This is a genomic window from Massilia sp. CFBP 13721, assembly GCF_014842025.1.
Taxonomy (GTDB): Bacteria; Pseudomonadota; Gammaproteobacteria; order Burkholderiales; family Burkholderiaceae_D; genus Telluria.
Map to the genome: position 1 here is coordinate 111544 of NZ_JACYUY010000015.1, position 24011 is coordinate 135554.

Here is a 24011-nt window from a genome sequence, read left to right on the forward strand (position 1 = left end):
TCGATGTCTTTTGCGGTATCTTCCAGCTTCCTGCGTGCTGTCTGTTCGATCGCAGTCCTGTTTGCGTCTATAGCAAACGCCAATGCCGCCACCGATCCAAATGAACCCATCCAATACGAACGCGACCTCAAGGTCGGCAAGCTGGCAAATGGCCTGACTTATTACATCAAGCGCAATGCCAGGCCGGAAAAGCAGCTCGAATTGCGGCTGGTGGTCAAGGCCGGTTCCCTGGTCGAAGACGACGACCAGCAAGGGCTGGCGCACTTCGTCGAGCACATGGGATTCAACGGGTCGGCCAATTTCAAAAAACATGAACTGGTCTCCTACCTGCAGTCGATCGGCGTGCGCTTCGGGGCCGACCTGAATGCATACACCGGGTACGACGAAACGGTGTATCAGTTATCGATCCCGACCGGCAAGCAGGAGCAGGTGGACAAGGGTTTCCTGGTGCTGTCCGACTGGGCCCAGGGCATGAGCTTCGAGCCCGATGCCGTCGACGCCGAACGCGGCGTGATCGCGCAGGAAGCGCGCCTGCGCGACAGCGCCGCCTACCGCATGAACCGGTCGCTGTCGACCAACTGGTTCTTTGGACTGGGCGAATCGCGCTATGCGCAACGCGTACCGATCGGCAAGCCGGCCATCATCCAGAACGCGCCGCCGGAAACGCTGCGCCGCTTCTACAAGGATTGGTACCGTCCCGACCTGATGGCGGTGGTCGCCGTGGGCGACATCGATCCGGCCGCCGCCGAGAAGATGATCGAAACGCATTTCGGCAAGATGACCATGCCCGCCAATCCGCGCGCGCCGATCGTCGTCACGCAGCGCGCGCGGCGCGGCACCGTCGCATTCATCGCCACCGATGCCGAAGCGACCGGCAGCAGTCTCGCCATCGGCTACCCGCAGGCCGAACGGCCGACACGGCGCACGGTGGCCGACTACCGCGCGATGCAGGTACGTAACATGTTCAACTTCATGCTGAACCGGCGTTTCCAGCATCTGGCGCAGTTGCCGGACTCGCCCTTCGTGCGCGCGCAGGCCGGATACGAGCCGATGGGCAAGGGTTACCAGGCCTACAAGCTCGAGGCGGTGCTGGGCAAGGGCGGGGCCGCCCCGGCGATCGCTGCCCTGACCCAGGAAAGCACGCGGGTGCGCGACTTCGGCTTCAGCCAGGCCGAACTCGACACCGCCCGCAAGACCATCTTGCGCAGCGTCGAACTGCAGTATGCCGAGCGCGACAAGATCGATTCGGCCACGTTCGTCGGTGCCTACGTCGGCGGCTTCCTCAACGGCGAAGTCTTGCCCGGCCTCGAAGACGAGCACCGCCTGACGCGCGCGCTGCTGCCGGAGATCAGCCTGGCAGAGCTCCAGCAGCATGCGCGCACCGTGCTGCCGGCCAGGGCGGCGCGCCAGCTGACCTTCAAGGGCAAGGACACCGCGAGCGCCCCGGCGCCCGCCAAGGGCGCGCTGCTGGCCGCGCTGGAAGCGGCCGACAACGCGCCAGTGACCGCGCGCGAAGACAAGGTGTTCGCCGGCAGCCTGCTCGACACCCCGCCCGTGGGCGGCGCGATCACCGAAGAAACGCAGGACGCGGCAGTCGGCATCACGCGCCTGACCCTGTCGAACGGCGTGAAGGTGATCCTCAAGCAGACCGACTTCCGCAACGAACAGGTGGTCATGCGCGCGGCCCGCTTCGGCGGCACCTCGCTCTACCAGCCGGAGGACGACGTCAACGGGCGCATGGCCGGCGCCATCGTCTCGAGCATGGGTTGGGGCGCGTATTCGCCGCTGGCCCTGCAGCAGATTTTGGCGGGCAAGTCGCTGGGCCTGGGCATCGGCATGACCGATCACACCGAGCACGTCAGCGGCGGCGCCGCCCCGGGCGACCTCGAAACCCTGCTGCAGGCCGTGTACCTGCGTTTCACCAGCGTGCGCCGCGACGAGGACTTGTTCAAGTCGTATATCGGCAAGCAGGCCGAGGCCACCCGCGACGCCATGGCGCGTCCGGACATGGTGCTGGCCGACGCGGTGCGCACGACCCTGTACGGCAACCACCCGCGCGTGCCCGGCCTGCCGAGCCAGGAAGCGCTGGGCAAGGTCACGCTGGACCATTCCATCGCGCTCTACAGGGAACGGTTTTCCAGCGCCAGGGACATGACATTCATTTTTGTCGGCAATTTCAACCCGGCGACCTTCAAGCCGCTGCTGGCCACCTACCTTGGCAGCCTGCCGACCGGCGAGATTCCGGTCGGCTTCAAGGACCTGGGCATTCGCCCGGTGACCGGCGTCGTCCGCAAGGAAGTGCGGCGCGGCACCCACGACCAGAGCGTCATTTCGCTGAACTTCACCGGTCCGGCGACGTATTCGAACGCCGAACGGATGCGCTTCCTCGCCCTGGTCGAGATCGCCAAGATGCGCCTCACCGACGTGCTGCGCGAGAAGTCGCTGGTCTACAGCGTCAAGCTGAGCGGCAACCTGTCGCATGTGCCATATGGCCATTACCAGGTGGCTGCAATGCTGCCGACCTCGCCGAACAAGGTCGAGCCCGTGCTGGCGGCGCTGTTTGCCGAGATCGAACTGCTGAAGACCCGCGGGCCGGACGCAGCCGACCTGCTGAAGGTGCAGCAAACCGCGCTGCAATCGATCGCACGCGGCCTCAAGGAAAACGGCGCCTGGGCCGGCCTGCTCGAGGGCGCGCTGATGACCGGCACCGATCCGGCCGAGCGGCTGGCCGATGGCAAGGTCATGAGCGCGCTCACCGTGGACGACATCAAGGCCGCCGCCCAGCAGTATTTCAACACGGGCAATTATGTACAGGTGGTGATGAATCCGGAGAAGTGGTGGCAGCCCAGCGGCATCGTTGGCGCGGGGACGCCGTGATGCGCGATGCTGCGGGCAGGCTTTATGTATTAATTAGACGTTTCACGAGCACATGAAAATCGAGTCGGGCGTTTTTATGTCCCATCGTCGACGTTGAGAAACACCGGTTCGACGTAGCCGGTTGGCCTTATCGTCGATCTTGTTTTGCCGAAAATAGCTGGCGCAATGCTTGTCGACTCGAGGAGATCGCATGAATAAGAATTGCGTTTTATTCCTGGCTCTTGTACTGCTTTCTTTCGGCGCATCTGCAGGCGTCGATTGTGACAAGTTAAACGCAGACGGGGAGGATGCTGCAAACATCGTTCCCGATTTCGGCTCGGGCCGTGATATTGTCGGAACAGGCAGAGTGCAGTTGTACTGGGCGCCGGATAACGGCTGCAAAATGAACGATCAGGTCCTCGTTAGCGGCGATATGCTGTTCGCACACTTTACCTATAAGGGCTTTACTAAAGTTTCATTTATTGCGATGAAGAAGGGTGATCGGGATGTCACAGGCTGGGTCATATCGTCCAGACTACGGGAGAACGGCAAAGGCATTGTCCCAGGGAGCGCTTGGTGATAACCGAAGGAACAATGCTGTCGAAAATTTCTCGGCGGATGATGCAGCTCGCTGGCATCGGCTTTGCTCTTGCAGCGCAGAATGCGCTCGCGCAACGCATCCCGCTTCAAGCGTGCAAGGAACAAAAACAGGCTTTCCCAACGGGCTGGATCGTAACGCTGTCTACTCCTTTCAATAACATTCAGCTCATGCTTGCCTGGCGACCTGCTACGTTGAACGCAACGCCCCGGTTCGGCCGAAGCGGACGTGCGCTCGTGAACGAAGTTCGCTGCGGCTTAGCAGCACTTTTTAATGCAACCGTCCTTTCCAGAAGACCCTTATGGCAAACACGCTGGCTCATGTGCAAAAATGGATGAGCCTCCTGTTAACGCAGGACCTGCCGTTTATCGCCCCTTTGACCTAGCAGATCGCGGTCGGGAAGTCGGTGAGCTTTGTCAGTGTGGCTGTTACGGATTTGCATTCGAGGTACCTAGCGACGCAAAGGTCTCACCGCTACAGAACGGAAATGGCCGGTTTACGAACTGGCTTTCACGCCGACTTTCCCGAAGAGATCGACATGCATCTCTTCACTCTTGAACGGCCTGGACCGGCTAGATGCTGGCGTTCACAAGCGTCGGAGTTTGGGCAGGGCTCATTTCGCTGAGCGAAATGGGTATTTAAGCATATTCAGCCCTGATTCCGGTCGCGTTTGACCGTACGCCAAATCTTACGCAACCGTAGACGCCATTGATATCCTCTGAAGATATTTTGAGCCTGCCAATTTGACTGCGCTCCTCGCTCGAGTGCTTTTGCAAGGTGGCTGGTCATGTTTAACGGCTGCATAGCAGGCAACGGGGAACCAATCACGTGCTTATACTGGCGCTCGACCAGCGCCTCTAACGAGGACAAAGCGGACTCGAATGTTGCTAACGCTGCCTCGTCGCGAGCAAATCGCTCTTGGGACCAGAGCGAGAGCTCGAGGTCTTTGCGAAGGATCTCAATCGACGTTGAATCTGTTGCGATCTCAGAGGCCAATCGATCCTTGCTAACAACCCAATCCATGCGCTCTGAATAAATTGAAGTGACTTCCAGCCAATCTTTGCTGTGAGAAAAATGAGATTGAAGGTCTGAGGGTAGGACGGTCGACGTTAGTAGGCGAGTATGAGGCCGAACACACCCAGCCTTCTCGTAAATCCGTGCCACCAGCTGAGAGCAGAAGCTGCGACGGGAACTGTTAGTGCATCCGGGCCATTCGGGCAGATTAATCGCGAAATTGTAGCTTTGGCCCATGAAATACTTCGCCGCTTCACGAAAGCGTGTCGTGATGTCCGTGGCATCTTGGTTTGCCGCGTATGTGTCAACGTCCTTGTGGCGATAAACCTTCCATGGAGAGCTGGCCAGTTGATCACTGAAAAAATGGTGCAAGCCGAATGCATCGACGCCCCCATCAGGCATCGCTTGGACCCCGAAATTGATGCTGCACATTACCGCAGCGTGGCTATAGTCGGCGACGCGTCCTAGGCGCAACACGCGCTGGACATGGACGTTCCACGATGCGCCGCAAAGAATAATATCACCCGCTAGAGGGGTCGAATATTTCGGAAAGAGTTCAGACATGTCGTTGAGGTGAGACCGTAGTCACAAATTTGTATAGTAAGCGGCTTGGTTGAGCAGGACATGCATTTACATTATCGGGGCTTTTTCCATTTTAAAGAAGAGCGCAGCTACCGCAAGCAGTTTGCCAAATAATTCGGTACTACTCAACGGCAGCCTTGCGCCGGTTAATCTTTGCGTGGTCAGTTCCGCTTCGGGTCGATAGCCGACGTACACAGCCTCAATCCGGGCACTAACATGGTGTACGTGTTCTTAGACGGACTGATGCCAAGGCCGAGCACTTCCTCCCGACGACCTGTAGACGCTTATAGCAGCTCATCTTCGAGCCCATCGTCGAAGGTGGACGGCCACGTATTGATGACCGCGCGGTACTGACCGGAATCCTGTCTGTTCTCAAGACTGGGATACCATCGGAGTACCTGCCGCGCGAACTCGGCTGCGGCAGTGGCATGACATGCTGGCATCGCCTGTCATGAAGGATGCAAGTGGGCGTCTGGCAACATATCCACGAGGCGATTCTGCGACGGCTCCGTGAGCACGACCAGATCATGTTGGATCGAGCTTGCATTGACGCTGCAAGCCTATGGGCGTCTGCTGGAGTCAAGCATACGGGCAGAAACCAAGCCGACCGCGGCAAATTCGGCTGCAAACACCATTTGTTGCTGGATCAGCGCAGGCTTCCGTTAGTAACCCAGATCTCAGGCCCTTAGGTACATGACTCGCGTTGACTCATCCGGCGGGTAGAGTCAATCCCAGCAGTTAAAGGGCAGGTCGGCCGTGCCCGCAAATGTCCAGGTAAGCTGCATGCCGATCGAGGGTACGCTTCGAGAGCCCATCGCGTTTGGTTTGTTATGCACTCTTATTCGCCAGGGATCAAAGCCCGGCAGCTGGCGGCAAGCTCACTGGCCGTCCGAGCCAGTTGTCGCACGAGGCAAGACGCCGGTTTGCATGGCATCCAGTGCTTCGCGATGGCTGAGCGGTTTTCGCACGGCAGCAGCGCACGCAGCCTGGGTGGTGGCGTCCCAGTCCACGTGCAGCACCGGCAAGGCGTGCAGGCGATCGTCGATTTCGAAGAAGCCGGCGCTTGCCTGCAGTGCCTTGCCTCCCAGTGGCCGAGCGCAGTCTTGGTAGACGACGTCCGGCCGCTCGCGCGCGCCCGCACCGAAGGCCTCGCCGCTGCACGCGCTTGCGCGCTGGCGCAGCGGGGTATAAGCATGCGTAGCGCCGTTGTTCTCGCTGTCCGCCCACTCGGGGAAGACGCTGACCGCGCCGCGGTAAGGCTGCAGGGTGGACGCGACGCGTGTCTCCAGCCGCCGGGTCGCTGCGATCATTCCTGTACCGATGTCCTCGTTTTCTACGACATGCATGCGTACTTCAGGCGGATGCGCCCGCAGCGAGACGTCGTCGCGCGTCAACGCGGCCGGCGCCGGGTCGACGGTAAAGCTGATGGCATCGGGGTATTGCATCGGCAGCCAGCGTGGTGCGGTATAGCGGATGCCGTAGCTGCCGCCGGGCGCGTAGCCGCCCTCGATCAGGATGCGGAACAGTTGCGTCCCGCGCGGCAGATTGGCCATCGCGGCGGAGTCGGCGGGCAGTGCCACCGGTTCGATCCGGCCGCGCAATGGTCGCCCGGCGTCGGTTGAAGCGATCTCGAAGTCGTCTGCCGACAGCGCGCTGTCGGCCGGTGCCTGGAATAAAACGCCCCGGATGTTCGCTGGGTAGTGTTGCACGTGGGCGTGGGGAAAGCCTGCCTGCAGGATGGCGATGCACCTGGCGTGGGCGTTCGGCGCTGGCAGGCCGAGCAGCAGGGCCAGTGCGAGGCCGCCCGCGCTGACAGCAAAATAATGTGGTCTGGATAGCCGGTTCATTGATTTGCGCGGCCGGCAGAGCATTCCGCACGGCCTCCATTGTTCTTAGTCCGCCACGGGCGCTTTCGTTAATGCGGCCTTGCAGATTGCGGGGCACTGCGTGCCATCGGCCGCAGCGGCGCAGGCGCCGCCGGGTCCGGCATAGCAGGCGCCGCCCGGCCCGGCGTATAGCGCGCCACCAGGACCTGCATACAAGGTGCCGCCAGGGCCTGCGTATAACGCGCCGCCCGGTCCGGCATACAGCGCGCCACCCGGTCCGGCGTACAACGCGCCCCCAGGACCTGCGTATAGCGGGCCGCCCGGACCCGCATAGCAATCGCCACCAGGCGCCTGCGAACATGAATGTCCAGCCGCTGTGCTCGTTGCTGGCTGTAATTGCGTATGCGCGCATCCGGAAATAGCAAGCGCGAACAGCAGTGCGAATGACGGCGTCGATATTCTCATGGCGTACCTGACCGATTATTCCGTGACCATGGCAGCAGATGCAAGGACATGGAGTTGCGCCTTGTCCGAACTGGCTGTCGTCAGGGTGAATACCATTTTGCGCTTGGCCTGGGGTACCGACCATGCATAGGAAATGGTATGCGTTTCGCCGTTGCCGGGCGTATCGGCATGCTTGTCGGTCCTTTTTTCCACAACCAGGGGCGCCGGCGCTTGGCCGACGGGCTTGATGAATGCACGTTCGACGTCCGCCTGATTGGCCTTGCGCATATAGAGCGCGCACACGTTTTTTCCTGCAGGGAGGGCGAGGACGAGGTTTCCCAGCCGTCCCTGATACGGTACCGGCCATGCGTCCCCTTCATGGCCGCTCAGAAAATGGGTCGCCTGCTCGGGAGGCAGTTTCGGTACCTTGCTCGCGATGAGCTGCGTGCGCAGGGCTTCAGGGTTATTAATGTGTTTCATGCAGAAACCTGAATACGTCTTTGCGAAATGATCGGTACTGTCATCCCCTTCAGCCGCATGACAATGGGAAGCAAAAACGATTGTCGCCAGCATGGTGGCGCTTATACAGGTGCGCATCTTCATTCACATCTCCAGTTCTTTTGTTTTTATATGCCTTGATCGACTGTATCGATATAAAAACAAAATGGCAATTCCTAAAAACCGGGATGAGCCGCGATGGACAAACGAAACGCAGGCGAATAAGGCCCGTTGAGCGAAGTTTTCAGGAATCGCCGGCAAGCAATCAACACGTTGAGCGAGTGCGGCCTCATGCTTGTCAGGCTGGCAGGGGACTCGTACGATGACGTACAACGCGGATTCCTGGAACTTGCTTGGACGTTCGCGATTCGATCTCCCTGCCAGCCGGCGCCTGCCTGCTGCTTCACCTGAAAGAACCCATCCGATGAATCAGCAAGTTTTAAATACCGTGCAGGAGCAGAAGCCTGAGCAGGCGTCGGCCATTGGCCGCTACCGCTGGACGATCTGCGCGCTGCTGTTTTTCGCCACCACCATCAATTACCTCGACCGCCAGGTCCTGAGCCTGCTGGCGCCGCTCCTGACCCAGGAATTCGGCTGGACCAACACCGACTACGCCAACATCACCGCCACCTTCCAGTTCGTGTACGCGATCTCGATGCTGTTCGCCGGCCGCGTGATCGACCGCATGGGCACCAAGCGCGCCTTCGTGCTGGCGATCGTGGTCTGGTCGCTGGGCGCCATCGCCCACGCCTACGCCGTCGCCATCGGCGACGCCGTCAACAGCGTGCTGACGACGGTCGGGCTGGCGGTGGTGCCGGTGTCGATCGCCGGCTTCATGATCGGCCGCGCGATCCTGGCGATCGGCGAGTCGGGCAACTTCCCGGCCGCGATCAAGGCCACCGCCGAATATTTTCCGAAGCGTGAGCGCGCTTTCGCCACCGGCATCTTCAATTCCGGCGCCAACGTCGGCGCCATCCTGGCGCCGCTGACCGTGCCGCTGATCGCCGCGGCCTGGGGCTGGCAGTTCGCCTTTATCGCCGTCGGCGCGGTCGGCTTCCTCTGGATGGGCATCTGGATCTGGCTGTACGACACGCCCGAGCGCCAGCGCCGCATGAGCCCGGCCGAACTGGCGTACATCAACAGCGATACCGCCGTGGCTTCGTCGGCCGCACCGACAACGGCTGCGCCGAAAGCGTCGTGGTTCAAGCTGCTCGGCTACCGCCAGACCTGGGCCTTCGCCTTCGGTAAATTCATGACCGACGGCGTCTGGTGGTTCTTCCTGTTCTGGCTGCCCAAGTACATGTCGGCCCAGTACGGCCTGTCCGGCCCCGACATGGTGATCCCGCTCGCGGTCCTGTACAGCATGACCATGGTCGGCAGCATCGGCGGCGGCTGGCTCCCGACCTGGTTCATCGACCGCGGCCACAACATCTACCAGGGCCGCATGCGCGCCATGTTCGCGATTGCCGTGCTGCCGCTGGTGGTGCTGCTGGCGCAGCCGCTCGGCTATCTCGGCTACTGGGCCCCGGTGATCCTGATCGGCATCGGCGCCTCGGCGCACCAGGCCTGGTCGGCCAACCTGTTCACCACCGTCTCCGACATGTTCCCGAAACACAGCGTCGGCTCGGTGGTCGGTATCGGCGGCATGGCCGGCGGCCTCGGCGGCGTGCTGCTCACCAAGCTGGGCGGCTGGCTGTTCGACTATTACGGCGCCTTCGGCCAGATCCACACCGGCTACATGATCATGTTCTCGATCTGCGCCGTCGCCTACCTGATCGCCTGGTGCGTGATGAAGGCGCTGGTGCCGGCGCACCGCGAGATTACCGACCTGTAAGCAGTCCGTCTTTATTATTTCATCCGCGGCGGCGTCCTCCGGGACGCCGTTTGCACATTCCGGTCACGAACATGAGCACACCGTATCCTGATGGGCTCCTATACTGCTGACCATATACTAATATTTCAGCTGGCGGTGCGCTGGCCGGCCCTGGAGACACGATGACATCGATTTCACACGCACGGCGCCGCTTCCTCGGCGCGGCCGCCGCCGTCCCGGCGCTTTCCTCGCTGGTTGCGCTCCCCGTGCCGGCACGCGCGCAGACGGCGAATACCGGCCGTCCGGGCAGCATGCCGGCGGCGACCGTCCTGCGTTGGCTGGACGGCGCGGCGCCCGCGCGCTTCGAAGGCGCGACCCTCGGCGTGCCCTGGCCGCGCGGCGTGCTGCGGCCCGCGGCCGGCACGGCGCCGCAGTTCACGCTTGGCGCCGGTTCGCCCGCCGTCCAGTCCTGGCCGCTGGCCTACTGGCCGGACGGCTCGCTGAAGTGGACTGCGCACGCCGTCGCCGGCGGCGCTGTGCCGGCCGCCATGGACCTGCAACGCGGCAGCAGCGGCGCGGCCGCGCCCGGCGTCTCGGTCCAGCAAAGGGCAGGGCAGGTCACCGTCACGGTGGGCGAGCTGGCGTGGACGATCCCGACCGCGGGTCCCTACCTGGTCGAGCAGGCCACGCGCCGCGGGCGGACCATGATGCGGCATCTGCGCCTGGTGGCGCTGCGCCAGGACGGGCCGGAACTCGAGGGCGGCGGGACCGTCTCGCGCCAGCCCTTCGCCAGCCGCGTCAGCAAGGTGCAAGTCGAGCAGGCCGGCCCGGTGCGCGCGGTGGTAAAACTCGAGGGCATCCACAACGGCGGCGGGCGCGACTGGCTGCCGTTCTCGCTGCGCCTGTACTTCCATGCCGGTTCGAACAACGTGCGCATCGTCCACTCCTTTGTCTACGACGGCGATCCGGCGCGCGACTTCATCGCCGGCCTGGGCGTGACCGCCACCGTGCCGATGACCGACCCGAGCCACGACCGCCACGTGCGTTTTTCCGGCGAAGGCGTCGGCGTCTGGGGCGAAGCGGTGCGTCCGGTGACCGGGCTGCGGCGCGACCCCGGCCAGGCCTGGCGCGACGCGCAGGTGGCCGGCAAGGCCTTGCCGCCGCTGGAGGGCATGGCGCAGGCGGTGCGCGACGGCTTGCCCTGGATTCCGGAGTGGGGCGACTTTACCCTGGCGCAGGCGACGCCCGACGGCTTCACGATCCGCAAGCGCACTGGTTCCGGGCGCGCCTGGATCGACAGCAATGGCGGCACCCGCACCAAGGGCCTGGCCTATGTCGGCGGCGCCGCCGGCGGCGTGGCCCTCGGCCTGAAGGACTTCTGGCAGCGCGCGCCGACGGCGCTCGAGGTGCGCGGCGCGGCCGCCGTGGGGGACAATGCGGCGGCCGAGATCACCGCCTGGATGGTCGCGCCAAGCGGCCCGGCGCTCGACATGCGTTCCTACCGCGGCGTCGACGGTATGGACACCCATGAAAAACAGATCGCCGGCCTGAACATCACCTACGAGGACTACGAGGCGGGCTGGGATTCGTCGATCGGCGTGGCGCGCACATCGGAATTGCAGCTGTGGGTGCTGGACGGCACGCCGTCGCACGATGCCTTCTCCGGCATGGCCGAGCAGGTGGCCAATCCGGCGCGGCTGGTGCTGGCGCCGGCGCGCATCCAGGAATGCGGTGTCTTCGGCGACTGGGATGTGGCGCGGCGCGACACGCCGGCGCGCACGGTCGTCGAAGACTGGCTCGACGCCCAGCTCGACCAGTACCTGGTCGAACAAGTGCAGCACCGCTGGTACGGTTTCTGGTCCTACGGCGACGTGATGCACGCTTATGACGCCGACCGCCACATGTGGCGCTACGACATCGGCGGCTATGCCTGGGACAATTCGGAACTGTCGACCGACCTCTGGCTCTGGTACAGCTACCTGCGCACCGGCCGCGCCGACGTCTTCAAATTTGCCGAGGCGATGACGCGCCACACCGGCGAAGTCGACGTGTATCACCTGGGCCGCTTCAAGGGCTTCGGCACCCGCCACGGCGTGCAGCACTGGTCGGACTCGTCGAAGCAGCCGCGCGTGTCGAACGCCGCCTACCGCCGCATCTATTATTTCCTCACCGCCGACGAGCGCGTGGGCGACCTGATGCGCGAACTGCTCGATTCCGACGCCGACCTGCACAAGGTCGACATCTCGCGCAAGCTGGCCCCGAGCGCCGAACGCGCCACGCCGGCGGCGGGTCTGGTCAACGCCGCCTTCGGCACCATGTGGGGCTCGCTGGTATCGGCCTGGCTGGCCGAATGGGAGCGCACCAATGACCCGCGCTGGCGCGACAAGATCCTGGCCGGCATGGAAAGCATCGGTGGCCTCAAGCGCCGCTGGTTCGCGTCCTCCGCGCCCTACGATCCGCGCAGCGGCAGGTTCCAGGGGCCGGGCGAGCACGTCGCGCTGTCGCAATTGAACGGCGTGTTCGGCGTGGTCGAGATGAGTTCCGAACTCCTGACCCTGCTCGACGCGCCGGCCTACCGCAAGGCCTGGCTCGAATACTGCCGCTACTACAACGCGACGCCGGCCGAGCTGGTGGCGCTGCTGGGCAAGGACCCGGGCAAGCGCGCCCAGCCCGATTCGCATTCGCGCCTCACCGCCTATGCCGCCCACCACGAACGCGACCGCGCGCTGGCCTTGCGCGCCTGGCGCGAGCTGCTCGGCGACGCCGCCTTCCTGAAGCCGCGGCCGGCGCGCCGCATCGAAGGCACGCAGGTGCTGCGCCCGCTGCGCGAGCAAAGCGGCATCGGCACCAACGGCACGGCCCAGCGCAGCCTGGCCGCGATCCAGAACCTGGCCCTCGTCGGCGATACCCTCGACGAAGCCATGCGCGCGGCCGGCCTGCTGCGCTGATCCATTTACTGAACGGGACCCGCATCCATGAACAAGCTCATTACCCTGTTGTGCTTCCTCGTCGCCGCCGTCAGTCTGCCGGCCTGGGCCCAGGACCTCAGGCCTGCTTTCCTGCTGACCGGCGCACTTCAGCGCGACAGCCAGGACCTCTCAGGACAGTGGACCTATTCGAAGGACCTGTACCGCACCGGCCTCACCGACATCAACGGCTGGGTCGCCAAGTCGCGCATGCAGCGCTACCGCGACATCGACGTCGCCGCCGTCGAAGCCAAGGGCGGCGCCGACTTCTTCGAGTTCGACATGGACCGCGGCGCGCAGATCGCCGTGCCGGGCGCATGGAATGCGGCCACGCCCGAACTGCGCTACTACGATGGCCTGGTCTGGTTCCAGCGCAAATTCAGCGCCGCGCCCGAAGCCGGCAAGCGCCGCTTCCTGCGCTTCGAGGCGGTCAACTACCGCGCCTACGTTTACCTCAACGGCAAGGAAGTAGGGCGCCATGAAGGCGGCTTCACGCCTTTCGTGGTCGAGATCACCGACGCGCTGCGCGCGGGCGAGAACCGCCTGACGGTCGGCGTCGATTCGACCCACGACGCCCAATCGATCCCGACCACGATCACCGACTGGGACCTGTACGGCGGCATCACCCGCCCGGTGCGCCTGGTCACCACGCCTGCCACCTTCATCGACGACGCCACGCTGGCGCTGCGTCCCGACGGCCGCATCGCCGGTGAAGTACGCCTGCAGGGGCCGGGCGCGGCCAACCAGGAAGTGACGGTGGCGATCGGCACGCTGGCCAGCGCGCGCGCCGTCACCGACGCCAACGGCCGCGCCGTGTTCGACCTGGCCGCGCCACGCGGCATGCAGCGCTGGTCGCCGGAGCAGCCGACGCTGTACGACGTGCGCTTTGCCGGCGCCGGCGACACGCTGGGCGACCGCATCGGTTTCCGCACCATCGCGGTCAAGGGCAGCCAGATCCTCCTGAACGGCAAGCCGTTGTTCCTGCGCGGGATCTCGCTGCACGAGGAAGAATTCGGCCCCAACCCGGCGCGCAACATGACCGAATCGGCATCGCGCGCGTTGTTGCACGAGATCAAGCACGGCCTCGGCGCCAACTACGTGCGCCTGTCGCACTACCCGCATTCGGAAACGACGGTGCGCCTGGCCGACGAGATGGGCCTGCTGGTCTGGAGCGAAATCCCGGTCTACTGGACCGTCGACTGGGACAACCCGGCCGTGCTGCGCAAGGCGCTGGCAATGCAGGCCGAGACGATCTACCGCGACCGCAACCGCGCCGCCGTAGTGCTCTGGAGCGTCGGTAACGAAACCCCGGTCTCGCCTTCGCGCACGCGCTTCCACGGCGCCATGGCCGACAACGTGCGCCAGCTCGACCCCACCCGCCTGGTCAGCGCCGCGCTACTGGTGGAGCGCCGCAGCGCGCCCGGCGGCGACGTGCTGGCGATCCAGGACCCGCTGGTCGACAAGCTCGACGTGCTGGCGGTGAATACCTATGCCGGCTGGTACGGCTCCGATTCGCTCGAGGCGATCGCCGCGCTGCGCTGGGAAGTGCCGGGCGACCGGCCGCTGATCCTGTCCGAGTTCGGCGCCGACGCGCTGGCGGGTTACAGGAGTAACGGTAGCGACGGAATGAAGAAGTTCACCGAGGAGTACCAGGCCGCCTACTACCGCCAGACCCTCGCCATGGCCGAGCGCATCCCGACCCTGCGCGGCATGTCGCCCTGGATCCTGAAGGACTTCCGCTCGCCGCGGCGCGAACACCCGGTGTTCCAGAACGGCTGGAACCGCAAGGGATTGCTGTCCGAGACGGGCGTGCGCAAGCAGGCGTTCGAGGTGTTGCGCACGTATTACCGCGCAAAATGACGTTTCGACCTGCATGCGCCGTAGCGTGTGGGCTCGAGAGCCCACCCTACGTTACGCACCGGCCTCGATCCTGCCGTTGACAGCGGCGCACGGGCCGCGCGTGCATGCGCCACGAACGATCCCGGACGCTGCGGTATGCGTTGGCACGAACGCGTGGGCATGCCCACCCTACAGGTGCACCACCATCTCGATTGACCCGTTGGCCGTCGCGTAACGTAGGGTGGGCACTTGTGCCCACGCGGTACGGCGCCCGATCAGCCGCACGGCAACACACTCAATGCGAACGCCCGATCCTCCGATGCACCCGCCGCTGCGCCAGCCACACCGCGCCGGCCACCAGCGGCACCAGCACACCGAGCATGAGGTCTGGATTGACCGGCAGGCCGGCCGCCTTTGCCGCCTTGCCGGCGTAGCCGAGCAGGCCGACCAGGTAATACGAGATCGCCGCCACCGACAGCCCCTCGACCGCCAGTTGCAGGCGCAGCTGCTGGGCGGCGCGCGCGTTCATCGATTCGAGGATGCGGCGGTTCTGCATCTCCTGCACGATGCCCACGCGCGTGCGCAGCAGGTCGTTGGTGTCGGCCAGGCGCCGGCCCAGCGCATCCTGGCGCGCGCTGGTGGCGTCGCAGGTATGCATCGCCGGCGCCAGGCGCCGGTCCATGAATTCCTCGACCGTGGGTGTGCCCTCGATGCGCACTTCGCGCAACTCCTCGATGCGGGCGCGCACGATGCTGAAATAGGCGCGCGAGGCCGAGAAGCGGTAGCCATTGTCGAGGATGAGCTTTTCCAGGCGCGCGGCCAGGCGCGTGATCTGCGCCAGCAGGCGTCCCTCGCCGTCGCCGCCGGCGTCGGCAGGGGCCATGTCGGTGGCGACCATGGCGCCGGCCAGCGCCGCCAGCTCGGCTTCGATGCGGTCCAGTTCCGTGCCGACCAGGCGCGCGGCGGGCAGGCCGAGCAGGGCCATCATGCGGTAGGTTTCGATCTCCAGCACCCGCTGCACCAGGCGCCCGCCCTGCAGGTGGCGCATGCCGAGGTCGCGGATCACGAAGCGGCTGAAGCCGTCGGCCTGGATGGCGAAGTCGGTCCACAGCTCCGCGCCCTGCATGACCGACGATCCCGCCAGCTGGCGCCGCTCGAACACGGCGGCGAGGCGCGAGGCATCGGCGCCGCCTTCGACCATGGCCACGTGCGCCGCGGCCATCAGCAAGCCTTCGAGCTGGCTGAGCCACGCGGCCGGCAAAAAGGCGAGCGGCATGTGGTCGAAGGCGTCGTGCGGCGCCGTGCCCTGCGCCAGCGGCGCGGCCACCGTGTAGGTGGCGAATTCGGTATGGCATTCCCACTTCAGGCAAAAGCTGCCGAAGTCGTGGAAAAAGTGCTTGCTGCCGGCGGTGTTGTCCGATGCGGGGGCGGCGACGCCGAAATGCCCGCACAGCGCCGCCAGCAAGCCATGCTGGACCTGCGCCTGCGGGCCGCCATGGCAGATCGCCAGGTGGGTGATCGCCTGCGGCGCATCGAGGCGCAGGAAGGGCCGCGAATGCAGCTCCGCCGCGAGCGGGACGCGCGACGGATGGTTCAGTGACCCGTTAAAGTCTCTCATGCAGCCTTTCGATGGTAAAGCGCGGCGGCCGGGAGGCGTCGCCCTGTCCTCAGCATTACCGTTCGATTCGGCGTCCGTGTCAATCGGCGGCGCGCCATCGCTCATGATGATGAGTGAATGTTGATTGGCCCCCACAACACGCAGCCGATGCGGAAGAATGGCAGCGCTGGTCAACTAATATATTAGCTTTAACACGCAGCTTCAAGGTGCACTATCCGCGGCCGATGGCCGCGCCAACCTCACGGATGAATCCCGCATGATGCCTCGCTCGACCTCGTTCACGCCCATCGCCCTGGCCCTGGCCTGCGCCTTCGCCGCCACTCCGGCCATGGCCGAACGCTCCCAGTACGACTTCAACCCCGGCTGGAAACTGCACGTCGGCGACCCGAAGGATGCCGCCAGGGCCTCGTTCGACGACAGCGCCTGGAAAGCGGTGTCGCTGCCGCGCGCCTGGAACGAAGACGACGCCTACGCCAAGGACATCGTCGACCACTCGACCGGCGTGGCCTGGTACCGGAAACACTTCCAGCTGCCGAAGCACCAGGCCGGGCAGAAGGTATTCCTCGAGTTCGAGGGTGCGCGCCAGGCGGCCGAGGTGTACGTCAACGGCACCCGCATCGGCCTGCACGAAAACGGCATCAACGCCTTCGGCTTCGAGATCTCGGCGGCGCTGCTCCCGGGCGACAACGTGGTCGCGGTGCGCACCGATAACAGCTGGGACTACCGCGAAAAGGCGACCAACCAGCGTTACCAGTGGGCCGACAAGAACTTCAACGCCAACTACGGCGGCTTGCCGAAGAACGTGCGCCTGCACGTGACCGAACCGCTGTACCAGACCCTGCCGCTGTTCTCGACGCTCGGCACCACCGGCGTCTACGTCTACGCGCGCGACTTCGACGTCGCCGGGCGCAGCGCCACCGTCTGGGCCGAATCCGAGGTGCGCAACGATTCGGCGCGGCCGCAAAGTTTCGTCTACGAAGTCGAATTGCGCGACAAGGACGGCAAGCGCGTCGCCCGTTTCGCGGCGCCGACGCAAACGCTGGCGCCGAACACCACCACGACGATCAAGGCCAACGCGCGCGTAAAAAACCTGCAGTTCTGGAGCTGGGGCTATGGCTACCTGTACGACGTCGTCACGACCCTGAAGGTGGATGGCAAGGCGCTCGACTCGGTGACCACGCGCACGGGTTTCCGCAAGACCGAATTCGGCAACGGCGTCGTCAAGCTGAACGACCGCGTGCTGCAGATGAAGGGCTATGCCCAGCGCACCTCGAACGAGTGGCCGGCGGTCGGCATGTCGGTGCCGGCCTGGCTGTCCGACTACAGCAACGGCCTGGCGCTGGCCAGCAACGCCAACCTGGTGCGCTGGATGCACATCGCGCCGTGGAAGCAGGACGTCGAATCCTTCGACCGCATCGGCCTGATGCAGGCGCTGCCCGCCGGCGACTCCGAAAAGGACGTCGATGGGCGCCGCTGGGAGCAGCGCGTCGAGGCGATGCGCGACGCCATCGTCTACAACCGCAACAGCCCCAGCGTGCTGTTCTGGGAGAGCGGCAACAAGGGCGTGAGCCTGGAACACATGCGCGAGATGCGCGCGCTGCGCGACCAGTACGACCCGCACGGCGGGCGCGCCGCCGGCAGCCGCGAGATGCTCAGCAGCGCGCTGCAGCAAGTGTCCGAGTATGGCGGCGAAATGTTATACATCAATAAGAGCGCGCGCATGCCGATGTGGGCGATGGAGTACAACCGCGACGAGGGCGCGCGCAAGTTCTGGGACGAGTATTCGCCGCCCTTCCACAAGGATGGCGACGGGCCGCTGCACAAGGGCGAGAGCGCCGCCGCCTACAACCGCAACCAGGACAGCTTCGCGCTGCAGAACGTCTCCACCTGGTACGACTACTGGCGCGAGCGGCCGGGCACCGGCACGCGCGTGTCGAGCGGCGGCGTCAACATCATTTTCTCGGACAGTAATACCCACCACCGCGGCGCCGAGAACTACCGCCGCAGCGGCGAAGTCGACGCCATGCGCATCCCGAAAGATGGCTTCTTTGCGCACCAGGTGATGTGGGACGGCTGGGTCGACGTCGAGACGCCGCGCGCCCACATCGTCGGCCACTGGAACTATGCGCCGGGGACCACCAAGCCGGTGCACGTGATTTCGAGCGCCGATGCGGTCAAGCTGTTCCTCAATGGCCGCGAGCTGGGCGCCGCGAAGCAGAGCAAGCGCTTCGTGTTCACCTTCGACGCCGTGGCCTGGCAGGAGGGCGAACTGAAAGCCGTCGGTTACGACGCCCGCGGCAAGAAGATCTGCGAAACGACCCTGGCCAGCGCCGGCAAACCGGTGGCGCTGCGCCTGACCCGGGTCGCGTCGCCGCATGGCTTGCGCGCCGACGGCGCCGACCTGGCGCTGGTGCAGGTCGAGGTGGTCGACGCCAAGGGCCGTCGCAACCCGGTCGCGCTCGACACCGTGAGTTTCGACCTGCAGGGGCCGGCCGAATGGCGCGGCGGCATCGCCCAGGGGCCGGACAACCACATCCTGGCGCGTTCGCTGCCGGTGGAAGGGGGCGTCAACCGCGTATTCGTACGCAGCACGCCGCAGGCCGGCAGCATCGTCGTGCGCGCCAGCGCCGCCGGCCTGGCGCCGGCCGAACTGCGCTTCGCCTCGACGCCGGTGCCGGTGACGGGCGGACTGGCCGCGCCGGCCGTGGCGCCGCCGCTGTTCCTCGGGCGCGGCCCGACCCCGGCCACGCCCTCGTTCAAGGTCAGCCGGGTCGCGGTGCCGGTCGTATCGAGCACGGCGCCGAGCAACGGCGGCGCCAGCGCGCTCTCGTACGACGACGACGAAACCACCACCTGGGCCAGCAAGGCCGGCGAGGCGGCCGAAATCACCTATACGCTGGCGCGCCCGGCGCGCCTGGGCGAAATCGCGCTCAAGCTGACCGGCTGGCGCGAACGCAGCTATCCGCTGCGGATCTCTGTCGACGGCGAGGAAGTGTATGCCGGCGTCACGCCGAAGAACCTGGGCTATGTGACGCTGCCGCTCAAACCCACGAAGGCAGGCAGCGGCAGCACCGTGCGCATCGCGCTCGACGGCAAGGTCGACGAGGCGGGCGCCATCAAACTCACCGAAGTGGCGAACCAGGCCAACGTCGACACCGGCGGCAAGGCGCTCTCGAAAAGCGCGCTGTCGATCGTCGAAGCCGAGTTCTACGAGCTGCCCTGAAGGACGAGGCCATGCATTTTCCCGGACCCGGCTTTCGCCTCGACCGCTCGCGCAATGCGACGGTGCAGGTGTTCGAGCAACTGCGCGAACTCATCGTTTCCCTGGTCGTGGCGCCGGGGACGGTGCTGCCGCGCCCGCAGCTGTGCGCCTACTTCGGCCTGTCGCAGGCGCCGGTGCGCGAAGCCCTGCTGCGCCTCGAGGAAGAGCGCCTGGTCGACATCTTCCCGCAGCACCAGACGCGGGTGCGCGGCATCGACCTCGCCGCGGCGCGCCAGGCGCACTTCCTGCGCCTGTCGGTCGAACTCGAGATGGTGCACGTGCTGGCGCGCCAGCCGAATCCCGCGCTCGAGCGCACGCTGCTGGCACTGGTGGCGCGCCAGCAGGCTTGCCTCGCGTCCGATGACCTGGCCGGCTTCACCCGCCTTGACATCGAATTCCACCGCCACATGTACGAGGCGGCGGTCTTGCCCGACCTGTGGTCGATGATGCGCAGTGCGAGCGGCAACCTGGATCGCCTGCGGCGCCTGCACCTGCCGCTCAGCCGCAAGGCCGATTCGATCATCGCGCAGCATGCGCTGATCGCGCGCTGCATCGGCGCCGGCGACGCGGACGGCGCGCAGGCGCAAGTGCGCATGCATTTGTCGGGCACCCTGAATGCGCTCGACGCCCTGCGCGAGCGCTATCCGGACCTGATGCTGCCGGCCGATTTCGCGCCGCCGTCGCTGGCGGCTTGAGTGTCGGGGTCAGCTCAGGGTCCAGCTCCGGGTCCAGCTTAGAAACGCGCAAGCTGTGACGCATTCGCCGCGCGAATCGCTCATTTCGGTGATTCTTTTTGTTGAACAGCGCACGGCGGCCCGATCCAACTCTACACTAGGGCATCAAATGCTCAGCAAGCGCTCAGTCGGAGGCGAGCAGTGAGCACATAAAGCGGCGGCGCCCACCGGGCAGCAACGCGAAGACAGAAGGCCGCGCGACGGCCAAGCATGGAGACTACAATGCACGACATTCACTACGCACCGCGCCAGCGGGAACTGCGTCCCACCCGCCTGAGCTACGCCGTTTCGCTGGCGCTCGCATCCCTGGTGACCGCCAACGCCGCCATGGCCCAGCAGGCCGGCACTCCCCCGACACCGCAAGAGCCGCCGGCAAGCGAAACCGCAGCCAGTAGCGCTACTGAAGGCCAGATCGCCACCGTGGTCGTCTCGACCCGCAAGTCGCAGCAATCGAGCATCTCGCGCAAGAAGAATGCGGCGACCTCTATGGATTCGATCGTCGCCGAAGACGTCGGCTCGCTGCCGGACCGGAACATCGGCGAAGCGATTTCGCGCATGTCGGGCATCGCGCTCGACCGCGGCGACTTCGGCGAGGGTGTCAGCGTCGCCGTGCGCGGCAACGGCCCCGACCTGACCCGCGTCGAGATCGACGGCCAGGGCGTGCAGTCGGCCGGCGGCACCGACATGAATGGCGGCGGCAGCGGCCGCGGCACCGAATTCCGCCAGCTCTCGGCCGACCTGATCAAGAGCGTCGACGTCGTCAAAGGCTCGACCGCGGACATGACCGAGGGTTCGCTCGGCGGCGGCATCATCATCAAGACCCGTACCGGCCTCGATTTCAAGGAGCCCTTCGTCTCGGTGCGCGCGGCAGGCACCAAGAACAGCCTGAACGACAAATGGTCGCCCGACGCCAACGTGATCCTGGCGCGCAAATTCATGGACGGGCGCCTGGGCGTGCTGCTCAATGCCTCGGCCTCGAAGGCGAAGAACGAATCGCACTCGATCCAGGTGGCCACCAGCGCCAACCAGGGCTATGCGCGTTCGGTCGACTTCGACAACTCGCCGGAAAAGACCTTTACCTTCAATCCGTCGACGCTGAACATGGCGGACGCCGCCTCGACCCAGCCGACCGCCAGCTACCCGAACAGCAGCGGCACCGGCAGCTTCCTCGGCGCGACGCCGCTCGACATCCTGACCCGCTCGGCCGCCGCCCGGACCAAGGCCGATTGCTACGCCGCCTTCCCGGCCCTGTCGTCGACCTCGCCGCAGATCACCGCCATCGGCTCGAGCAACCGCACCGCCGCGATCAATCAGCGCAGCAACGAGCTGCTCACCTGCCTGAACCAGTGGAACGACTACACGCCTTCGCTGGTACGTAACATCATCAAGCGCGAAGTCGACAAGCGCGGCAACCTCGACCTGCGCTTCGACTTCAAGGTCAACAACGATCTGACCCTGTATACCAAGGGCAGCTACAGCAAGCGCAAGATCGACAACAACTTCCTGACCTATGGCCTGGGCGGCCTGGCGGTCAACACGGCGGGCACCTTCATCGACGCCAACGGCCGCCGCGCCGTGGCGCCGGGCGCCGCCGGCGCCGGCTTCTTCCTGTACCCGGGCACCGCCAGCTACGTCAGTGGCCAGCCGCTGGTGACGGGGGCGGTGGCCAACGTCAACCCGGCCTCGGTCGTGGTCGACGCCAACCACCACGTGACCAGCTTCGGCATCAGCAACGGCACCGCCGGCACCGACCAGGTGCATTCGGAATCGACCACGACCTCGAAATACTTCCAGCTGGGCGGCACCTTCAAGCGCGACGGCCTGACGGCGGAATTCTTCGTGGGCGACGCCAAGTCGGACTGGAACCGCGGCGACAAGCGCACCAGCTTCAGCTACGAGTACGGTCCGGCCACCATGAGCGTGCTGCCGAACGGCCTGTGGGCGTACAGCCTGCCGGCCGCGTTCGACCAGACCAACCCGGCCAACTACGCCAAGCTCAATCCGGTGGCTGCCAGTTCGGCGGTGACCGGCGGCGGCAACAACATCAATTCGATCCCGGCCTACACCGCCGCCCAGCAGCCGCGCCTGACCCAGGCGCCGCAGCTGACCTGGACCCCCCGCCTGAGCGAAACCGAAGAGCGTACCGCCAAGCTCGACGTGAGCTACAACCTGCCGGAATCGATCCCGTTCTTCAAGCGCTTCAAGACCGGCTTCAACCTGCGCGACACGATCGGCGACAGCTACAACGGCAACGGCGTGACCGTGCGCGCGGCCCAGGGCAGCGTACCGGGCATCGTGGTGCCGGCGGGGTTCATCCGCAGCTCCTTCGTCGGCTGCGAGAACACGCCCGGCTCGCTGGGCGCCAACGGGAACGCCTGCAAATTCGGTTTCGTGCCGAGCAACGCGTATGCGTCCGCCAACAGCGGCCAGGTGGTCCTGACGCCGTCCGCATTCCAGGACATCATCGCCCAGACCCTGGTCGGCCAGGCGACGCCGACCTCGTTCTTCAACGGCGCCAAGGACAAGCCCGATGGCCTGGTCCAGAACTGGACCCAGATCGACGTCGACAAGGTGTTCGCCCTGACCGGCGTGCCGAACATTAATTTCGACTGCGTCAAGGAGTGCCTGGGCAGCGACGGCAAGCTCTATCAGCAGCCGGTGCAGAAGGTCAAGGAGCGCAGCCAGGCCGCCTACGTGATGGCCGACTTCGGCCTGAGCGAGATCCCGTTCACCGACCGCGCGCTGCCCTTCGGTTGGGAAATCGACGGCAACCTCGGCTACCGCATCGTCAAGACCCGCGTCAACGGCACCGGCGTGATGACCTTCCGCTCGATCAACAAGACCGCCAGCTACGACGCCCGCAACCCGAACGCCGCCGGCGGCATCGTCACCACCGAAGTGTCGCAGAACACCGCGGTCCAGGCCAAGACGACCGACTTCCTGCCGATCTATAACCTGGCGATGTGGGTCGTGCCGGACCAGCTGGTGCTGCGCTATAACCGCGCCAAGACCCTGGCGCGGCCGCCGGTCGACCGCCTGCTGCCGGCCGGCGTCTGCATCTACGACGAACGCCTGAGCGACAGCGGCGACGAAGACCAGCGCTGCACCAACACGGTCGGCAACGCCAAGCTGGCGGCCCAGCGCAACCTGAACCAGGACCTCTCGGCCGAGTACTATCCGAGCAAGGACACCATGTTCTCGCTGGCCTACTTCAAGCAGAAGGGCATCGTCGGCCCGTCGATCGCCCAGGGCGTGAACTCGGTGCCGCTGTTCGCTGGTTCGAACGTAGTGGATCCTGCCACCGGCCGTCCGCTGAGCGAACTGACCTTCGACTACACGACCTGGCTCAACGGCGTCGCCACCACCCGCAAGGGCTGGGAGTTCGGCACCAAGACCGCGTTCACCTTCCTGCCGTCGTTCCTGCGCTATACCGGCTTCGACGCCAACTACACCAAGCTGGCCTCGGTCAGCTCGACCCAGAACGTGGTCGACCTGATCACCGGCGACGTCATGCCCCCGCTGCGCGAGTCGAAATACTCGTACAACTGGGCGCTCTGGTACGACGACGGCCGTCGTCTCTCGGCACGGGTCGCGGTGCAAGCCGTGGATGCCTACTTCACCTGTATCGCGGCCTGCGCCGCGAACAGCGTGAACAACTACCCGAACGCCTACGGCAACGGCCGTCCGCTGCCATGGAACCCGGGTTCGCCGAACTTCCGCGATTCGACCCGGTTCGTCGATGCCAAGCTGGGCTACAAGCTGACGCCGAACGCCGAGGTGTTCATCGAAGGCCGTAACCTGGGCAACGCCACCACCACCAACAGCCAGGGCCAGTACAGCGCGTTCTCGGATGGCATTCCGAACCTGCTGGACTACGCCTACTCGGGCCGCCGCATCATGGTGGGTGCGAACTTCCGCTTCGGCGGCTGACCAGCCCACGCTTCGCGAAGGCCGCCCACCG

At 65.2% G+C, this 24011-nt stretch carries 14 protein-coding genes; 10 read left to right on the plus strand and 4 right to left on the minus strand.

The features are described from left to right. The first annotated feature begins 3 nt into the window (after positions 1-3). From IFT60_RS15545 to IFT60_RS15555, 3 genes are all read left to right on the plus strand, one after another. Positions 4-2877 (plus strand): M16 family metallopeptidase, encoded by a 2874-nt coding sequence (locus IFT60_RS15545; protein WP_192053075.1) that lies wholly within the window; start codon positions 4-6, stop codon positions 2875-2877. Between the two features lie 190 nt (positions 2878-3067). Beyond that, complete coding sequence (locus tag IFT60_RS15550; protein ID WP_192053077.1) at positions 3068-3436, plus strand: hypothetical protein; 369 nt, start codon at positions 3068-3070, stop codon at positions 3434-3436. Positions 3437-3450: 14 nt separating this feature from the next. Next, positions 3451-3792 carry a hypothetical protein gene (locus tag IFT60_RS15555; RefSeq protein ID WP_192053079.1) on the plus strand — a complete coding sequence of 114 codons (342 nt, stop codon included), beginning with the start codon at positions 3451-3453 and terminating at the stop codon, positions 3790-3792. Positions 3793-4102: 310 nt separating this feature from the next. Here the strand turns inward: IFT60_RS15555 and IFT60_RS15560 are convergent, their stop codons facing one another. Beyond that, entirely contained in the window at positions 4103-5032 is a 930-nt protein-coding gene (locus IFT60_RS15560) for a YiiX/YebB-like N1pC/P60 family cysteine hydrolase (protein WP_192053080.1), read from the minus strand. Between the two features lie 350 nt (positions 5033-5382). On the opposite strand from IFT60_RS15560, the gene IFT60_RS27080 reads away from it, so the two are divergent. Further along, positions 5383-5505 carry a transposase gene (locus IFT60_RS27080; protein ID WP_374001054.1) on the plus strand — a complete coding sequence of 41 codons (123 nt, stop codon included), beginning with the start codon at positions 5383-5385 and terminating at the stop codon, positions 5503-5505. A 423-nt stretch (positions 5506-5928) separates the two neighbouring features. On the opposite strand, the gene IFT60_RS15570 is transcribed toward IFT60_RS27080, so the two are convergent. Both IFT60_RS15570 and IFT60_RS15575 read right to left on the minus strand, forming a co-directional pair. Continuing rightward, positions 5929-6897 carry a hypothetical protein gene (locus tag IFT60_RS15570; RefSeq protein ID WP_192053082.1) on the minus strand — a complete coding sequence of 323 codons (969 nt, stop codon included), beginning with the start codon at positions 6895-6897 and terminating at the stop codon, positions 5929-5931. 459 nt (positions 6898-7356) lie between these two features. Continuing rightward, positions 7357-7923 carry an NMCC_0638 family (lipo)protein gene (locus IFT60_RS15575; RefSeq protein ID WP_192053084.1) on the minus strand — a complete coding sequence of 189 codons (567 nt, stop codon included), beginning with the start codon at positions 7921-7923 and terminating at the stop codon, positions 7357-7359. 319 nt (positions 7924-8242) lie between these two features. Here IFT60_RS15575 and IFT60_RS15580 point away from each other — a divergent pair, with 319 nt between their 5' ends. The 3 genes from IFT60_RS15580 (at position 8243) to IFT60_RS15590 (ending at position 14457) form a co-directional block, all read left to right on the plus strand. Further along, entirely contained in the window at positions 8243-9652 is a 1410-nt protein-coding gene (locus IFT60_RS15580) for an MFS transporter (protein ID WP_192053086.1), read from the plus strand. Positions 9653-9813: 161 nt separating this feature from the next. Beyond that, positions 9814-12579, plus strand: coding sequence for an exo-rhamnogalacturonan lyase family protein (locus IFT60_RS15585; protein WP_192053088.1), 2766 nt, complete (start codon positions 9814-9816; stop codon positions 12577-12579). Positions 12580-12606: 27 nt separating this feature from the next. Then, positions 12607-14457 carry a glycoside hydrolase family 2 protein gene (locus IFT60_RS15590; protein WP_192053090.1) on the plus strand — a complete coding sequence of 617 codons (1851 nt, stop codon included), beginning with the start codon at positions 12607-12609 and terminating at the stop codon, positions 14455-14457. A gap of 274 nt (positions 14458-14731) precedes the next feature. Here the strand turns inward: IFT60_RS15590 and IFT60_RS15595 are convergent, their stop codons facing one another. Then, complete coding sequence (locus tag IFT60_RS15595; RefSeq protein WP_192053092.1) at positions 14732-16054, minus strand: DUF3422 family protein; 1323 nt, start codon at positions 16052-16054, stop codon at positions 14732-14734. A 256-nt stretch (positions 16055-16310) separates the two neighbouring features. On the opposite strand from IFT60_RS15595, the gene IFT60_RS15600 reads away from it, so the two are divergent. The 3 genes from IFT60_RS15600 to IFT60_RS15610 all read left to right on the plus strand — a co-directional run bounded on the left by IFT60_RS15600 (position 16311) and on the right by IFT60_RS15610 (position 23980). Continuing rightward, positions 16311-19277, plus strand: a complete 2967-nt coding sequence (locus tag IFT60_RS15600; protein ID WP_229510896.1) for a glycoside hydrolase family 2 protein — start codon at positions 16311-16313, stop codon at positions 19275-19277. A gap of 11 nt (positions 19278-19288) precedes the next feature. Continuing rightward, positions 19289-20011, plus strand: coding sequence for a GntR family transcriptional regulator (locus IFT60_RS15605; RefSeq protein ID WP_192053094.1), 723 nt, complete (start codon positions 19289-19291; stop codon positions 20009-20011). Positions 20012-20272: 261 nt separating this feature from the next. After that, positions 20273-23980: a TonB-dependent receptor gene (locus IFT60_RS15610; protein ID WP_192053096.1), complete on the plus strand. Its 3708-nt coding sequence runs from the start codon at positions 20273-20275 to the stop codon at positions 23978-23980. Positions 23981-24011 lie beyond the last annotated feature (31 nt).